The following is a 16,636-nucleotide window of genomic DNA, read 5'->3' on the forward strand; positions in this document are numbered from 1 at the left end:
TTGTACTCATTTTGCACATTTAGATCTAGAAAACAGAATTTTATGGCATGAGAAAGCTATGGGCTCTTTAAAACTAGGAGGAAAATTTATTATTGAAGTTCTCATCCTTAAAAACTTAAGGATAATTATCTCTCTAGAGATTTAAAAAATAAAGACTTGCTCTATACTTTAACTCAACTAAAAGATGATTTTAAATTTTTATCAAAAAGTGATGGTAGCAAAATGGAGATAAATTTAGCTGGAGGATATTACCTTTACGGAAGAGCTTTTGTAACACGATTTATAGAAACTAAATAATTGCTTTGTTAACTCAATAATAGCATTAATTGAGATTTTAATTGCTACTTTTATTTTTTAATTATATCCTATAAAATTCGACTACATGACCTTTAAATATGTGCTAGCTTTTTGTTTTATAAGTCTATTAAGTAATTTATCGCTTAGCCAGACCACAGAACTTCCCTCCTTCAATTTTGAAAATTATGAATTCCCTAAAGTTGTTGTAGTTGACGTAAAAGAGAAGAAAGCAAAAGTCATAAGAGATAAAACGCAAAGTTGGATCGACAGTTACTTTACAAAAGAACAACTTATCGGAAGTGAAAATTCTGAGGGAACACTAGTTGTTAAGGCTGTCAGCAAAAATCTTCTTAGTATCAAAAATTTATCTAACGATTTAATATATACGCTCAAAATCTCATTTAGAGATCAGAAATATAGATTAGAAATTAGCCAAATAAGTTATAATTACTATACAGAAATTCGAAGAATAACGCCTCTAAACCTTAAAACGGACGATGCTATCAAAAAAGATTTAGTAAAAAGTCAACCTATTTTAACTTCTTTTTTCAATGACTTAAATTTAAATCTTTACAATTCAATATTAAAAGACAATGATGAATGGTAAGTCAAGTATCACTCTGATTTTCTAAAAAATATTTTAAAGAATCTGAAATTGATATTTAAATATTTTAAATTTAAAATATTTTTCCCTTAGCTCAAAACAAATCTTTTGTATTAAATAAAACCTATAATTTCGCAATAAATGGTTTTTTTTCATCAGATTTTTAATGAACTACCTCATCTGGTTTTTTTATGTATCCCATCATATTCATTATCCATTCCATGATAGCTAGCGTATTTCGATGTAATGCTTTCATTCCCAAATTTACTGACAGTATCCACAAAATAACCACTGGACCAAAAAGCTTCACTCCATAATATTTTTTTTACTTCCGGATGCCTCTGAAATATCTCTCTGGCCGTAATACTTTTCAACATCTTCACTATTCACGTGGGATTTATCATCGGAACCAGTTGCAACAAAAAATGAACGTGATCCTTATAGGTACCAATCTCTAAAAAATGAATCTTATAGCGTTTTTAGATTTTGAGACACACCTCTGCAAAAGTTTGATTCATTTTTTTGTTAAAAACTAACCTTCGATACTTTGCAGGGAAAACAAGATGGTAAAACAATACAGAAACATTATGTGATTTGTGTATATATTGACTGTCGGTCATACACAAATCTAATGCTTACGCTGCAACCAGCTAAAAATTAAACCCTAAGAGAAAAAAATAATTAGCGTAGCTAAGGCTATTCCAATATTTTTTTATTTCAATTAATCAAAAAACCTGTGCTGAGCTATATCGCAGTATAATTCAATTTTTATACTTGATTATAAATTTAATTTGGTAATGTTTGTAATATTGTAGATATTTTGCACTATTATCATAAATTTTGCTGGATATAAATGTGATTCAAACAGTTAATTCACAGCTACTTACCAATTAATAATTGAATTAATCGCTAAATCTCACCTTTTATTTTTTAACAATTGCTTTGATATCATAGTAATTGTTGTTAGTTTTGTAGTATAAGTTCTACAACTTATATAGTCAAATTATATTTCAAATTCTGTTTGACTTTAATTAGACACTATTTTTAGTAAAAACTAAAGCTAATGAAAATAAAACTACTCAACTCATTTTTTATTCGATGTTCTTTCATTGTTGGATTAGCTATTCTCAGTCTAATCCCCAAAGAAGAATCAAGCGCGCAAGAAACGAAACTTATAGCTGGAGTAAAAATTGACAATCTTAATAATTTTAAATCAAGTAAATCTGTTACATCTTTCTTCAAAAATTTCATCAATCAAGCCTTAAATCCTCCTTCTACTTCAGAATTAAATATAGATAACATTTTAGGCCATGTAGGATACAATAGTGATAGACAAAGTGGTACAAAAACATTTTTAAGATGCACCAATCATTTAAACAATAATGGCAACTTCGAATTTTTTAATCCTGATATACCTGTTACTCCCCAATTTATAGACCAGGGCGATTCAATAACATGTACTCAAGTTGAAGATCATATTTATATATCAGAAATACATACACTAATAAATTCTATTACTTTTCCTGATATAACCTCAAATAATAATAAGTTTAAAGTATTTGTAAGAGAATTCACCAGTAGAATATTAACGTCCGCTACTAGTATTAATTTAGCTTACACTTTCAAATGGCTTAAAGATAAAGTAGTTATCGCTACAACTCAAAATCAAGAAAATATCGATGCTGGATATTCCATCATCGTTGCGACCGATAAAAATACTGATATTGATGGTTTTAATACAAATGAACAGAAGCCTATTGAAATTCGTGTTGTTGAAAAAACAGCTGTCGTTTGTAATAGTAAAATTGAAATTCTTGGTGCTTTCAGTCCTCAAAATTTATCAGATGATTTTAATGGCTTTATAAATATTGATATCTTAGGGGGAAATCTTCTCGAGACAGATTCAAATGGTCTTGCATATCAGTACGAATGGAAAAATGAGGTTGATGATGTGATTTCTACTGAAAAAAACTTGACTGATGTCGGTCCAGGTCTATATAAAATAAATATTTACGATAATTCTGTTTGGATTGCTTCGAAAGATGTGGAGTTAGTCATGCCCGACCCTATAGACATTACAATAAATAGTAAAGATGAAACTTGTGTCTTTAAAGAAGATGGCACTATAACACTAGACATAACTGGTGGAACAGAACCCTACAATATCGTTTGGGATACTGGAGATACAGGTGCAATATTGAACAATCTACAACCCGGAACTTATAAAGCTATCATTATAGATAAGTACAATTGTAATGAAGAAGTTAGTGTTAAAATTGAGGGTGCAAACGTTTTAGAGATTGACCATTATACAGAAAGTATAAGCTGTTTTAATACGGCTGATGGTTTTATAGATGTCAATGTAAATGGTGGTAGACAGTTTACTGATGGTTCTTATGAATACCAATGGACTGGTCCCGATGGCTTTACAAGTACCCAAGCCAGCATCAGTAACTTGTCTATTGAGGGAACCTATAAGCTTGTCGTTACAGATGCAAGCAACTGCACAGAATTTCTTGACGTTTTTATCAATAAACCAGCACCATTAAAAGTAAGTTTCCAAACTACTCAAGTAAATTGTTTTGGTATAGACGATGGGACCATCACTCTTTTCGTAAATGGAGGGACCCCTCCGTATACCTCTAATTTTGGTCCTGGAAATAAAACCTTTCTTTTTGAAAATCTTGAACCTGGTATCTATGATATTGATGTCATGGATGACAACGGGTGTATTGAATTGCTTGAAATCGAAATCGAACCAGATTACATCAATCAAATTAATCCTCCTCAAGGAGAACCTTTTCAGGAGTTTTGCATTGAAGACCAACCAATGCTTAGTGATCTTAATGTAAAAGGAACAGGTATCAAGTGGTATTTTTCACCCTCTAGCTATGATGCGCTACCTAATGATCATTTAATTGAAGAAAGCGCCATTTTATATGCTAGAAATTTTGATGAATCTTTAAAATGCTTAAGTAGCCAAACTCTAAGAGTTGAAATTCGCATTATTGAGGGTATTCTAAAAGTCAACAATTTCATAACAATTAATGGAAATAACTTAAACGAAAAACTTAATGTCATCAACATGGAATTATTTCCTGAAAATGAAATGAAAATCTACAACCGCTATGGAAAATTAGTTTGGGAAACTACTAACTATGAAAATATAAATAATACTTTTAAAGGAATGTCGAATGTTGGAGGAAAAATTAGCCAATCTAATTTTTTACCAAAGGGAACCTACTTCTATATTTTAAATTATAAATCACCATGTAATAAAAACACTAAAAAAGGATTTATACAAGTGGAAAATAATAACGGATGAAAATGAAATTTCTAAAAAATATAGGATATATATTACTAATTTTCACTGGGATTGGAGTTCAATTACAAGCTCAAACCGATGTGAAATTATCTAACTTTATTTATGCACCATTGGTGTATAATCCCGCTTACGCAGGAAGTTCTAATGGTTATAGCGCAAATGCCTTTTATACTTCCCAATGGGTTGGTTTTGATGGTGCACCAGAAACTTTAATTATCACCGGACATGATAAAATCGAGTTCTTTAATCTCGGAGTTGGTTTTGATATAATGAGCGACAATATTGGTGCTACCAAAGAAAATAGAGTAGTTGGAAATGTAGCTTATCACATTAGGCTAGACAAAAACTGGTCTCTTTCTACAGGTATAAAATTTGGAGTGAATAATTATGCCATTGATTACTCATTGTTTTCTATTGAAGATCAAGTGGAATTTAATGCAAATGGTAATTTATCTAAATTAAGCCCAATCTTTGGAACAGGATTTTTTCTTCACACAGAAAATTTTTTTGCTGGCGTTTCGGTTCCGAATTTTTTAATCACAAATTTTATAGAAGACTTCAGCCAAACAATATCCAGTACTACTCCTAATTATTTTATAACTACGGGCTATAAAATTGAGTTAAAAAGTGAGGTGTATATTCAACCTACAGTAATGGTAAGAATCACTAAAGGAGCTCCATACAGTGCTTTGGTTTCATTTAACTTGAACTGGAAAGATAAGTTTTATGCAAGCGCAAATTATGAACATAATGTCACAGCTGGTGCATTTGTTGGTCTTAGGATTACAGATCAAATCATGGCAGGGTATGCCTATGATACATCTATTAACAGCTTTGCTCAGTATAACGGGGGCATACATTCTTTTATGATCAGCTATAGAGCTAAAGAAAGATTTAGGAGAGATTCTTGTGGCTGCTTTACCTATTAAAAGATCAAGAAAGCTTTATCTATTTAGCTTTTGACAAAAATCTCAATGGGTCACAATCTATTCAGATTTGTGGTTTTAGATTGAGTGTTTAGATTACTTTTACGAGATCTAAGTCCACTGTATTTAATGGAGTACCAACTCACTCAAAAAGAAGAATTCTGGAACACCTTAACCCACGCTTTTGGATTTATTTTAGCCCTCTCTGGCGTTTGGTGGCTATGGTACAACATCGACTTTCATAACGATAAACTTTTACTTGGTCTTTCGCTCTATTCGGTTTCGCTTGTATTGCTATACACAGCCTCTACCTTATATCACTTTACAACAAAAATCCGTTTAAAGCATAAACTGAGAGTTTTAGATCATATCAGTATTTATTTTCTCATTGCAGGAACCTATAGCCCTATTGTATTAACAGTATTAGAAGATAGCTATGGGACTTTATTATTTTATCTCGTTTGGAGTATCGCAGCCTTAGGAGTGATTCTTAAGCTTTTTTTTACTGGTAGATTTGAAAAAATTTCTCTTCTACTCTACTTGGTAATGGGTTGGCTCATCACTTTAGATGGCTTCTCCCTTTTTGAAAAATTTTCAAGTTTAGAACTTGCAATGCTTATCGCTGGAGGCCTATTTTATTCTGTAGGCATCTATTTTTATGTCAAGCACTCTATGCCTTACAACCATGTGATTTGGCATATTTTTGTTCTTTTAGGAAGCTTCTTTCACTACCTGATGATTTACTTCTCCATCGTTTAATACAAAATAATTAAATTGAAGCTTAACAGTTTCTTCCCTTAAACCATCTACTTAAGATTCAGAATAAATAATAATCAATGAATTTCACCTTGCCTTTAGGTATAAATAAACCCAGGTTAAAATTATCTTAGAGTTTCTATAATTGAAGCATTGTGAGCCACAAACAAATGCTTAGCTACTCTTTATTTATTACATTTGTATAAAATTGCTAAATATGGATACTGCAGTATTAGAAAAAGAGAAATTAGCTACAGAAAATAAAACCAAAACAAGAAGCGGCAAGCCTAAATGGTTGCGTGTAAAATTACCAACTGGTGAGAAATACCGAAACCTTAGAAAGCTTGTAGATAAATATGATTTGCACACGATTTGCACCTCTGGGAGTTGCCCAAATATGGGTGAATGTTGGGGAGAAGGGACGGCCACGTTTATGATTTTGGGTAATGTCTGTACTCGCTCTTGTGGTTTTTGTGGTGTAAAAACAGGAAGACCTGAAGATATTGAGTGGGATGAACCAGAAAAAGTGGCGCGTTCTATAAAAATTATGAGCGTAAAACACGCTGTAGTCACTTCTGTAGATAGAGATGACTTAAAAGATATGGGTTCCATTATCTGGGCTGAAACTGTTAATGCCATCAGAAGAATGAATCCAACTACAACTCTAGAGACCTTAATTCCTGATTTTCAAGGAAATAAAAGAAATATAGACAGGATTATAGAAGTAGCACCTGAGGTTGTTTCTCACAATATGGAAACGGTGAGACGTCTAACAAGAGAAGTGAGAATACAAGCTAAATATGATACAAGCCTTGAGGTTTTAAGATACTTAAAAGCACAAGGCATTAAAAGAACTAAATCTGGTATCATGCTTGGTCTTGGTGAGAGAGAAGAAGAAGTCATCCAAACCATGAAGGACCTAAGAAGTGTAGACGTAGACGTTGTCACAATCGGTCAATATTTACAACCGAGTAAGCAACATTTACCTGTACAGGAATTTATTGTACCTGAGCAATTTGAAACTTATAAGCGAATTGGTAAAGAACTAGGATTCAGACATGTTGAAAGTTCTGCACTGGTAAGATCTTCTTACAAAGCTCACAAACATTTAGAATAAGAATGCAAAACCATATTAGAGTAGGAATTAATGGCTTTGGTCGTATCGGTCGAAGCCTTTTTCGTTTATTATACCAACATCCTAATATTGAAATAACAGCTATCAACGATTTATCAGATGCTAGAACGCTTTCTCATCTCCTTAAATACGATAGCGTTCATGGTCAATTTCCTTTTGAAGTGTCTTACAATAAAGAAGGCATTCTAGTAGAAGGTGAATTATTCCCTTTAACGAGTAGTTCTAAACTACAAGACTTAAAATGGTCGGACTTTGGAGTGGATACATTAGTAGAATGTACGGGTCAATTCAAAACTGGAGAAAAGCTAAAATACCATCTTTACGCGGGAGCTAAAAAAGTGATTTTAAGTGTTCCACCAAGTGATGACTCAGTAAAAATGATAGTGCTAGGCGTAAATGACCATGTTCTGGAAGAGGATGATATCATGATTTCTAATGCATCTTGCACAACCAATAATGCTGCTCCAATGCTAAAAGTAATCCATGATGCTTTTCAGGTAGAGCAAGCTTATATTACCACTGTACATTCTTACACATCGGACCAGAGCTTACAGGATAAGCCCCACCGAGACTTGCGAAGAGCTAGAGCTGCAACACAATCTATTATTCCTACTACCACAGGAGCCGCTAAAGCATTGACCAAAATTTTTCCAGATTTAAATAATGTTATTGGGGGTTGTGGCATACGAGTTCCTGTCCCAAACGGTTCGCTAACCGATATGACTCTGAATGTAAAAACATCTACAAGCATAGAAGAAGTCAATGAATTATTTAAAAAAGCTTCGGAAAATGAACTCAAAGGGATTTTGCAGTATACAGAGATCCCTCTAGTGAGCATCGATATTGTTGGCAATCCTTATTCCTGTGTTTTTGATGCCGAAATGACCTCAGTGATCGGTGGAAACCTCATTAAACTAATTGGCTGGTATGATAATGAACGAGGATATAGTAGTCGCCTAGTAGATCTTATTTTGAAGATGAATTAATTTGATTTATTTTTTGCTTAGCCAAGATAATTATTTTATCAAACTGCTCCTTCTGTGATAAATTACTATTATCAATTTTGATAGCATCTTCTGATTGTATTAAAGGTGAGTTTTTACGGTTTGAATCAATCTCATCTCTATGTTCCACGTTTTCTAACACCTCCTCAAACAAGATGTCTTCTCCTTTATCTTTTAATTCTGAATAACGGCGTTTAGCTCTTATTCCTGCGCTTGCCGTCATAAATATTTTTAGCTCCGCTTCAGGAAATACAACACTCCCAATATCTCGGCCATCCATCACGATACCCTTTTGGTCTCCCAGTTCTTTTTGAATTTGAACTAGCTTTTTTCTAACCTCATCAATTTTTGCTACACTACTTACATGTTCAGAAACTTTCATAGCTCTTATTTCTCGCTCTACATTTTCTCCATTTAAAATCACATCATTAGTCCCTTCTTCTGGATTATATTCAAAATTGATATCAATAGAAGGCAAACTATTTATAATGTGAGCTATATCCGCAGACCCTTCTTCAATCCAGTTATGCCTCATGCTATAAAGTGTAACCGCTCTGTACATGGCACCTGTATCCACGTATTTATATTCTAAAGCTTTAGCTAATTGTTTGGCAACTGTACTTTTTCCAGTTGAAGAATGGCCGTCTATGGCAATAACGATGGGTTTCATATTAATCTGGGTATTCAATTCTTAAATGGTAGATGTTATTCAATTTTGCCTTTAAAATCTTCTTAATAGATTGAATTTCTTTAAAGGTGATATTGGCGTTGATAAACTGATCTTCTTCAATCTGTTTGTTGATAATTTTTTCAACAAAATCATCAATCAATTGTGTGTTGGGTTCTTTTAAGGATTTACTAGCAGCTTCTACTGCATCACACATCATTAAAATAGCAGTTTCCTTGCTAAATGGAATTGGACCAGGATATCGAAAATCATCAATAGCAACCTCCCCATCTTCCTCCTCTTTTTGTTTAGCATAGAAATAATAAACAGTAGAGGTCCCATGATGAGTTCTTATAAAATCAATAATTCGATCTGGGAGATTTCTACGCTTGGCTATTTCTATACCTTCCAATCTATGACCAATAATAACCTCTGCACTTTCGGTAGGCGATAATTCGTCATGAGGCGAAACAGAAGTAGTTTGATTTTCTGTAAAATAAATTGGACTTTTCATTTTACCTATATCGTGATATAAGGCTCCAACTCTTATTAAGAGTGAATTGGCACCAATTTCGTTGGCTGCTGCTTCAGCCAGATTGGCTACGTTTAAGGAGTGGTGGAAAGTCCCCGGAGCAACATTGGATAATTCCTTCAATAATTTTGAATTCGTATCTGATAGTTCTAAAAGAGATAGGTCTGATACCAAACCAAAGACCTTTTCATAAGCGTAAATAAGGGGTTGAACGAATAATAAGCCAACGCCGCTCAATAAGAAATAAATAAAGTTGTTGTAATTAATCTCTGCAATACTAGCTTCTTTGATCATATTGAAAGCGAAATATGCAAAAATATATACTAAGGTGATCTGAACTACAGATATAAATAAGTTTGCCCGTTTATACAATTCTGAAACCGTCAAAATGGTTACAATTCCAGCAATGATTTGAAGAAACATATATTCAAAGCTATTAGGGACAACAAGTCCAAGAATAAGTACTGTGATCACATGTGTAAAAAGCCCTAGCCTCGCATCAAAAAAAGCTTTTAAAGTAAGGGGTAAAATACAGAGAGGAACTACATAAATATAATCTGTATCCAATCTCATAATCAATAAGGTGAGAAATACTAAAAACAAAATATTGAAAAATATAAAAGTGATCTTGTTGTTATTATCATAGATATCTGGTCTATACTGTCTTATGAAAAGCAACAACATCAAAAGAGACAAAAGTACCAAAAAGGTATAACCAGTGACAACTACTACAAAAGCTGAAGATTCTAGACTTTGAGACTCATATTCATTTTTAAGAGACCTCAACATTCTTAATTTTTCACCTTCAATAGTTTCTCCTTTTGCAATAATTTTACTGCCCTTACTCACCCTACCTCTAGTGTAAGAAATCTGGTCGAATTTGGATTGGATTTGATTTTTATTGAGCGCTTTGTCATACTCCACATTGACTTTGAAAACTTCAAAGAAAACTTCTAGTAAATCATTTCTAATCGATAAGAGATCTGACTCGTTAATTTTTAAATTCAAAAAAGGTTTTAAATCTTCTTGTGTGAGTATATCTTTATATAGAACTTCGTTGACGACTTTATCTTTAATTAAAAAAACGATAGTATAGTTGTTAACACTTTCATCTTTAATACGTATCCCATTTTCATAGACCTCATCTATAGTTCCAGAAATAAATTCTGAAATGGCTAGGTTGTTTATAAGTAAAGAATCCTGAGAGGTGTTTAATTGGTTTTGCCAGCTGCTTTTTACCTCCTTTCCCGTATTAACATCGTAGTTAAAATAAGGGATATGGGTTTCTATGATTTTAGATTTTTCTGCAGAAATTTCTTCGTTAGACTTTAAAATCGCAAAATCAAATGGCGCATACAAGTTTTCATATTGCCATGGTTTACTTTTTATGATTTCATATTTGAATTGACCACCAGTTGGAAAAAAGTAAACAATCAGGAAGACACTAAACGCTAGAAGAAAAGACTTGTAGATTATAGATTGATTTTTATAAAGATTGTCTAAAAGGTTCTTCATAACTTAAAGTTGCTCAAATTTAAAAAATAATATGGTGTAAGGCTCTATCTAAATTTAATAGTTTTTTGAAGTAACCAATTTGAAAAAAGAAAAATAAGACTGATAATTATAACTTAAGATCTCCTTTAACCTTATTGAATTAGCATAAAATTCATAAATTCGCTATAATTAAATAAAACTCTTATGTCCAAAGAAATCGTTATAGTAAGTGCAGTAAGAACTCCTATTGGAAGCTTTTTAGGAAGCTTAGCCAATATTCCTGCTACTAAATTGGGAGAAATTGCCATAAAAGGAGCTCTTTCCAAAATCAACTTAAAACCAGAATTGGTAGATGAAGTCCTCATGGGTAATGTTGTACAAGCCAATAATGGCCAAGCACCAGCAAGACAAGCAGCCATGGGTGCTGGTATTCCAAATACTGTCCCTTGTACCACCGTCAATAAAGTTTGTGCTAGTGGTATGAAAGCTGTAATGCAAGCCGCTCAAGCTATTGCGTTAGGTGATGCTGAAATCGTTGTTGCCGGTGGAATGGAAAATATGAGTATGATTCCTCATTACTTGCATTTGAGAAAAGGTCAAAAATTTGGACCAGCTCAAATGGTTGACGGCCTACAAAGGGATGGTCTAGTGGATGCTTATGACAATAATGCCATGGGAACTTGCGCGGACTTATGCGCCACAGAACACCAAATTTCTAGAGAAGAACAAGATGAATTCGCTAAAGAATCTTACAGAAGAAGCGCTGAAGCGTGGAAAGCTGGAAAGTTTGATGATGAAGTTATTCCTGTAGAAATTCCACAGAGACGCGGCGAACCTGTCATTATGAAAGAAGATGAAGAATTTAAAAATATCAATCTTGATAAAATTTCTAGCTTAAGGCCTGCGTTTAGCAAAGATGGCACTGCAACAGCTGCAAATTCCTCTGGTATAAATGACGGTGCTGGTGCCGTGATTTTGATGACTAAGGAAAAAGCTGAGGAATTGGGGCTTGAAATTTTAGCAACTATAAAAGGCTATGCTGATGCTGCTCAAGAGCCTGAGCGTTTCACTACTGCTCCTGCAAAAGCATTGCCTCTAGCACTTAAAAAAGCAAAAGTATCCAAAGAAGATATCGACTTTTTTGAATTTAACGAAGCCTTTTCTGTTGTTGGTATTGCCAATACTAAATTGCTAAGCTTAGACAGTAGTAAGGTTAACGTAAATGGTGGTGCGGTTTCTTTAGGACATCCATTAGGCTGCTCTGGGGTAAGAATACTGATTACGCTTATACATATTATGAAACAAAATAATGCTAAGCTTGGAGCTGCTGCTATATGCAATGGCGGCGGAGGTGCTTCTGCTATGATTTTAGAACGATAAATCTTAATACTTCAAAATGCTATACGGAATTTGTCCTCTAAGTGTTGTGCCTGTAAGAGCAGAAGCTAACGATACTTCAGAAATGGTTACCCAGTTGCTTTATGGGGATCATTTCGAGATTACTGAAATAAGACCAAAATGGATTAAAATTCGTATAGCTTTTGATAGTTATGATGGCTGGATAGATGAGAAACAAGCTTTCAAAATCGATGAATTGACATTTCAAAACCTTCAAAAGACATCGACTTATTCTACAGATTTAATTGGTTTAATGACCACCTCTTCCAGTCAATTGATGCCTGTTTGCATTGGTTCTGCGGTTCACGCTTCAGAACTCCTTAGTCATCACTTCGATGGCTCTACCAATGCGAACTATAACAAAACACAACTTGTAGATACAGCTATGCTTTATCTCAACTCTCCTTATTTATGGGGAGGTAAATCTCCATTTGGAATTGATTGTAGTGGATTTACTCAAATGGTTTATAAAATAAGCCTCATACATCTTCATAGAGATGCTTATCAACAAGCTAAACAAGGTCAAGCTCTTTCTTTTATCGAAGAAAGCGAACCTGGCGATCTAGCCTTTTTTGATAATGAAGAAGGAGACATTATACACGTTGGGATTATAATGAAAAATAATTATATTATTCATGCCCATGGCAAAGTGAGGATCGATAGGATTGATCATTCAGGTATTTTTAATGAAGATATCAATCGCTATTCACACAATCTAAGAGTTATCAAAAAAATAGTTTAAAAGCTTGTTCCAAAACCAAAAGAGAACCAAAATCCTTCTTCACTATGGAAAAAATTGAAGGTTCCCGCGAATAAATCAGCGCCATTCACCCAAAATCCAAGTCCATAATTATTTCTCCACTGGTTAGATTCTGGAACATCAGACCAAACCCTACCTACATCTAAACCGCCAAACACTCCAAACTGAAGAGGCATCACACTAGTCCTTATAGTATTGAAGCTATGTCTCAAATCGACATTACCTACTAAGCTTTGCTGACCTATAAATCGATCTCTTCGAAAACCTCTTAACCCATTATTTGCTCCCAATATAGCTGCTTGATAAAATTCATAATTATCATCGAAAAGAAGCTGAGAAGCTGCTTTGGTTCTCAGCACCCATTTCTTATCTAAAGAAATAGGATTATAAAATTCTAAATATGGATTCAAAAAGAAAAAATGCTGATCTGTATTTTCTACATTCATAGTCGCACCAGCTTCAATTTTAAAATCCATTCCACGCTTAGGGTTTAAGTTATCATCCAAGCTTTTATATTGATAGGAAGACCTGTAAGACACAAAATTTTGAGTATCAAAAAAATCAGGATTATTCGATAGTAATTCTGCACTAGCTTCGTCAATAAATCGACCTTCAGTTCTTTGGACTCTATAGTTTTGATAGCTCAATTTATGTTCAAAAATACTACCATAGGCAGATGCTTTTCTAAGACCGATTTCAGCTTCAATGCGTCTTATTTTAACCCTGTTATAGTCTTTACCCAACTCATCATCACGGTTTTCTGAATCATTTCCAATTCCAAAAAAGTTCCTAGCAAAATTTGGGCTTGTATAGTCTATACTAGTCACAAAATTATAATTCCCTATCACGTTAGCGAACTCCCCTTCATAACCAAGATCGAAACCACCCGTAGAAGTGTATAATCCTGCTCTTAATTTGTGCCGATATGTAAACGGATTGACTTGAAATCCGTTAAATGCATGTGTGGTTTGTAAACCAAAAAGCAATCCATCATCTGGGTTAAAACCTAGCCTTGGTAAAAACGTATTGGAAGAGGATATTTTTCTATTTTTGTTGAAGAGATTTTGTTCATAATCATCAGACTCTACAACTCTAGCCTTCGACTTCTTTTTTACTGTATTTTCAAAAGATTTATAATCGTAAATTATAGTTCGTTGACCAGAATTTATAGTATACTCATCCTCGTCATGCCCTCCAATTAATCTTACTTTTATTTTGCTTTTAAAATCGCCATTAACGTAAAACTCATCCGTTTCATCTAAACCATAAATCCATAATTCTTTGGTCTGTTCGGAGTCAAAAGTTTTATCAATCATCAAACTTTCACGATCTCCACCTTTGTTTCTATATACTCGAACTCGAGTCTTTCCATTTTCAAACCTGTCAACATCAATAATATCGTCTTTATCCGTAGCACTCAAAATAGCATATTCATTTAGGATATTGCTATAGCGTTTTGCTATAGACTCTAGATTTCCGAGTCTCTCTTTAAAGGTTTTGATTAAAACTTTAGTATTTCTTTTATTGATTTCTTTTGGGAAATGACTGAAGGCTTTTTGGATCACCTCCTCAGACAAGTGATTTTGAATATAAAGAGCTTCTTTTATCCAATCTTCTTCAGTTGCATTCCGTATGATAATTCTATCGAGTCCCAATCCAGAATTATTGAACCATCTTAAGTATTTAATATCACTAGTATAAGGATGATAAATTTTAGGAAAGCTACTAATAGTCCGAATCGCATCAAAAAAACCACCATCGAAATTGGCGAAAACTTGATCTCTATCTCTTGGAATAGGTTTGAAAGTATGATTTCCATCTTCATCTTCAAACTCAGACCAACGCCATTGATCTGAGTGCCTGTCCCAATCCCCTAATAGCATATCAAACAACCGAGCTCTTAAATAACCAGATTCATCGACACTGTATTTTTCATCACGACGAAGGCGTTCTATCAAATCTGCTGTACTAACTATATCGTGATTGGGGTTTCCAAACATACCTTCTGTTCCCATCCAGTTACTTTCTGGACGTTCCTCTATCATGTAAATTGCATCACCATGTTTAACATTAAACTCCCCTAAAGCTTTTTGTTTTGGAATGTAAACTAATTTTGGATTGGTGTGGTATATATCTAAAGCTTTTGCTAGATCTGGTACTGCCATAAATGAAAATGGGTGTGCCGAGGTTAGAAAATCTAGTAATAACTCTTCTACTGCAGTATCGTCAAATTCCCCAGTTAAGTTCTTATCTGGATAGACGAACTGCTGCAATAAACGTATAGGATTTTTCTTAATTTGCCTTATATTATATTGACGGCCTAAACTATCTTCTAACCTTAAAGAATTGGTTTGCATGCCGCCCCCTAATCGAATTGGAAGAAGACCTCCGTATGCAGAGTCCAAATTAAGAACTGGCATTTCAATAGATCTTCCGTACATATCTCTGTACCGCTCTCCCCATATACTTTCAAAAAAATTGGTTTGCTCTAGTTTAAACTCTTCATAAATAGAAGCTTTTACTGTTTCTGGAAACTTCTCTGAAAACTGATTTAAATCAAAAATCTCATCTGGACTATAAACCTCCTTCTGAAATATCAGTTGTGATTCATCTTCGTTAGCTGAGTAAAATTGTACCCAAGAGGAACCATCCTTGAAAACATCAAAAATAGCAAAACCATAACCAGGATAGGCGAACTCACCATCACTTCCTAGTTTGACATAAGACACTTTAGATCCAGAACCAGAAACAATCTGCTTTACCAAATCGTGCTCAATGTATTGCAGATTATGCTCATGGCCAGAAGCGAAAATGACTTTATTCCAACGACTTGCAATAGCAGAGATCCTATCTACCATCTCTCGATATTGATTATTTTGAGTGTCTTGTACAGAAATCCCCCCTGTGGCCCTTATCATATTAGCTAAAGATCCCAAAACAGGTAAAGGAACTTTGCGTTGAGAAGGAAACAAATGCTTTACAAATTCGAAAGTCCCCCCGTGAATTCCATTGGTATACAAGGGATGATGAAGTGCTACAAGTGTCGTTTTATTCTGATTTTTTTTGAGCTCGGTTTCAAATTCACCGTAAAATTGATCCCGCGTTTTAATGTCTTCACAATCTCTATTGATTTGTGGTGTGTTGTCCCAATTTTGTAAAACCCATTGAGAATCTAGAATAATAAGATGAACATCGTCTGAAATGTCTACGAAAGACATCCCACAGCCTGGCCTTGGCAACCAAGGTGAATCTTGGTTTGGCAAAGCGTCTTCAATTCGCTCCTTCTGGTTTTCTAAAGACTGAATACCTTCTGAATACCAATCGTGATTCCCTGGAATAAAATGAACATCCCCTTCAAAAAAGTCAAGACTTGACGTTTGCCTGTCGATAATTTGTTCTGCTTGCACCCTATCGTCTTCCCCTTCACTTGGCAAACCTGCAGGATAAATATTATCCCCCAAAATAATAAGCTTATCTGTTTGGGTATCTATTTCCTCTGCAAATTTTCGAAAAGCTTGAAGGCCTGGTGGAACAGAATCTAACTTTTCATATCCTGTATCCCCTATAAGATAAAAGCGCTGTAACCTAGTTTTATCCTCAGGATAAAAAATCGATTCGAATTTTTCTAAGTTTTTATACTTAACTTCGTAAGTTGCACAGGAAACAAAAACCAGGCAAAGCACAATCAATTGTATTTTTTTTCTCATTCTTAAATAAAACTTAAATTATAGTCTCTTA

The 16,636-nt window shown here is 34.0% G+C and carries 12 protein-coding genes and 1 pseudogene; 9 read left to right on the top strand and 4 right to left on the bottom strand.

The features are described 5' to 3' along the window. Positions 1–156 precede the first annotated feature (156 nt). Together P700755_RS19770 and P700755_RS00465 are read left to right on the top strand one after the other, a co-directional pair. Complete coding sequence (locus tag P700755_RS19770; RefSeq protein WP_157609230.1) at positions 157–297, top strand: hypothetical protein; 141 nt, start codon at positions 157–159, stop codon at positions 295–297. An 85-nt stretch (positions 298–382) separates the two neighbouring features. After that, positions 383–904, top strand: coding sequence for a DUF4468 domain-containing protein (locus P700755_RS00465; RefSeq protein WP_015022790.1), 522 nt, complete (start codon positions 383–385; stop codon positions 902–904). Positions 905–1,077: 173 nt separating this feature from the next. On the opposite strand, the pseudogene tnpA reads toward P700755_RS00465, so the two are convergent. After that, positions 1,078–1,521: pseudogene (gene tnpA, locus P700755_RS21160) on the bottom strand (IS200/IS605 family transposase). Positions 1,522–1,964: 443 nt separating this feature from the next. Between tnpA and P700755_RS00475 the strand changes: the two are divergent. From P700755_RS00475 to gap, 5 genes are all read left to right on the top strand, one after another. Then, positions 1,965–4,226 (top strand): T9SS type B sorting domain-containing protein, encoded by a 2,262-nt coding sequence (locus tag P700755_RS00475; protein ID WP_015022791.1) that lies wholly within the window; start codon positions 1,965–1,967, stop codon positions 4,224–4,226. Positions 4,227–4,228: 2 nt separating this feature from the next. Next, entirely contained in the window at positions 4,229–5,155 is a 927-nt protein-coding gene (locus tag P700755_RS00480) for a PorP/SprF family type IX secretion system membrane protein (RefSeq protein WP_245535978.1), read from the top strand. Between the two features lie 126 nt (positions 5,156–5,281). Beyond that, positions 5,282–5,911 (top strand): PAQR family membrane homeostasis protein TrhA, encoded by a 630-nt coding sequence (trhA, locus tag P700755_RS00485; RefSeq protein WP_015022793.1) that lies wholly within the window; start codon positions 5,282–5,284, stop codon positions 5,909–5,911. A 214-nt stretch (positions 5,912–6,125) separates the two neighbouring features. Further along, on the top strand, positions 6,126–7,025 hold the full coding sequence (gene lipA / locus P700755_RS00490; RefSeq protein ID WP_015022794.1) for a lipoyl synthase: 900 nt from the start codon (positions 6,126–6,128) through the stop codon (positions 7,023–7,025). Between the two features lie 2 nt (positions 7,026–7,027). Next, on the top strand, positions 7,028–8,029 hold the full coding sequence (gene gap, locus P700755_RS00495; RefSeq protein WP_015022795.1) for a type I glyceraldehyde-3-phosphate dehydrogenase: 1,002 nt from the start codon (positions 7,028–7,030) through the stop codon (positions 8,027–8,029). Here the strand turns inward: gap and cmk are convergent. Both cmk and P700755_RS00505 read right to left on the bottom strand, forming a co-directional pair. Next, positions 8,010–8,717 carry a (d)CMP kinase gene (gene cmk / locus P700755_RS00500; RefSeq protein ID WP_015022796.1) on the bottom strand — a complete coding sequence of 236 codons (708 nt, stop codon included), beginning with the start codon at positions 8,715–8,717 and terminating at the stop codon, positions 8,010–8,012. The genes gap and cmk overlap by 20 nt on opposite strands. Before the next feature lies 1 nt (position 8,718). Then, positions 8,719–10,761 (bottom strand): HD family phosphohydrolase, encoded by a 2,043-nt coding sequence (locus tag P700755_RS00505; RefSeq protein WP_015022797.1) that lies wholly within the window; start codon positions 10,759–10,761, stop codon positions 8,719–8,721. A 183-nt stretch (positions 10,762–10,944) separates the two neighbouring features. On the opposite strand from P700755_RS00505, the gene P700755_RS00510 reads away from it, so the two are divergent. Beyond that, positions 10,945–12,120 carry an acetyl-CoA C-acyltransferase gene (locus tag P700755_RS00510; protein ID WP_015022798.1) on the top strand — a complete coding sequence of 392 codons (1,176 nt, stop codon included), beginning with the start codon at positions 10,945–10,947 and terminating at the stop codon, positions 12,118–12,120. A gap of 16 nt (positions 12,121–12,136) precedes the next feature. Continuing rightward, on the top strand, positions 12,137–12,880 hold the full coding sequence (locus tag P700755_RS00515) for a C40 family peptidase (protein ID WP_015022799.1): 744 nt from the start codon (positions 12,137–12,139) through the stop codon (positions 12,878–12,880). On the opposite strand, the gene P700755_RS00520 is transcribed toward P700755_RS00515, so the two are convergent. Continuing rightward, positions 12,877–16,605, bottom strand: a complete 3,729-nt coding sequence (locus P700755_RS00520) for a metallophosphoesterase (RefSeq protein ID WP_015022800.1) — start codon at positions 16,603–16,605, stop codon at positions 12,877–12,879. The two genes, P700755_RS00515 and P700755_RS00520, sit on opposite strands and share 4 nt — an antisense overlap. Positions 16,606–16,636 lie beyond the last annotated feature (31 nt).

This window comes from Psychroflexus torquis ATCC 700755 (genome assembly GCF_000153485.2).
In the GTDB taxonomy this organism is placed as follows: domain Bacteria; phylum Bacteroidota; class Bacteroidia; order Flavobacteriales; family Flavobacteriaceae; genus Psychroflexus; species Psychroflexus torquis.

What these genes read in the sequence shown, in the direction of transcription:
- cmk (WP_015022796.1), bottom strand. Translation starts at nt 8,717, where the DNA reads ATGAAACCCATCGTTATTGCCATAGACGGCCATTCTTCAACTGGAAAA.
- P700755_RS00520 (WP_015022800.1), bottom strand. Translation starts at nt 16,605, where the DNA reads ATGAGAAAAAAAATACAATTGATTGTGCTTTGCCTGGTTTTTGTTTCC.
- gap (WP_015022795.1), top strand. Translation starts at nt 7,028, where the DNA reads ATGCAAAACCATATTAGAGTAGGAATTAATGGCTTTGGTCGTATCGGT.
- P700755_RS00510 (WP_015022798.1), top strand. Translation starts at nt 10,945, where the DNA reads ATGTCCAAAGAAATCGTTATAGTAAGTGCAGTAAGAACTCCTATTGGA.
- P700755_RS00480 (WP_245535978.1), top strand. Translation starts at nt 4,229, where the DNA reads ATGAAATTTCTAAAAAATATAGGATATATATTACTAATTTTCACTGGG.
- P700755_RS00515 (WP_015022799.1), top strand. Translation starts at nt 12,137, where the DNA reads ATGCTATACGGAATTTGTCCTCTAAGTGTTGTGCCTGTAAGAGCAGAA.
- lipA (WP_015022794.1), top strand. Translation starts at nt 6,126, where the DNA reads ATGGATACTGCAGTATTAGAAAAAGAGAAATTAGCTACAGAAAATAAA.
- P700755_RS00505 (WP_015022797.1), bottom strand. Translation starts at nt 10,761, where the DNA reads ATGAAGAACCTTTTAGACAATCTTTATAAAAATCAATCTATAATCTAC.
- P700755_RS00475 (WP_015022791.1), top strand. Translation starts at nt 1,965, where the DNA reads ATGAAAATAAAACTACTCAACTCATTTTTTATTCGATGTTCTTTCATT.
- P700755_RS00465 (WP_015022790.1), top strand. Translation starts at nt 383, where the DNA reads ATGACCTTTAAATATGTGCTAGCTTTTTGTTTTATAAGTCTATTAAGT.
- trhA (WP_015022793.1), top strand. Translation starts at nt 5,282, where the DNA reads ATGGAGTACCAACTCACTCAAAAAGAAGAATTCTGGAACACCTTAACC.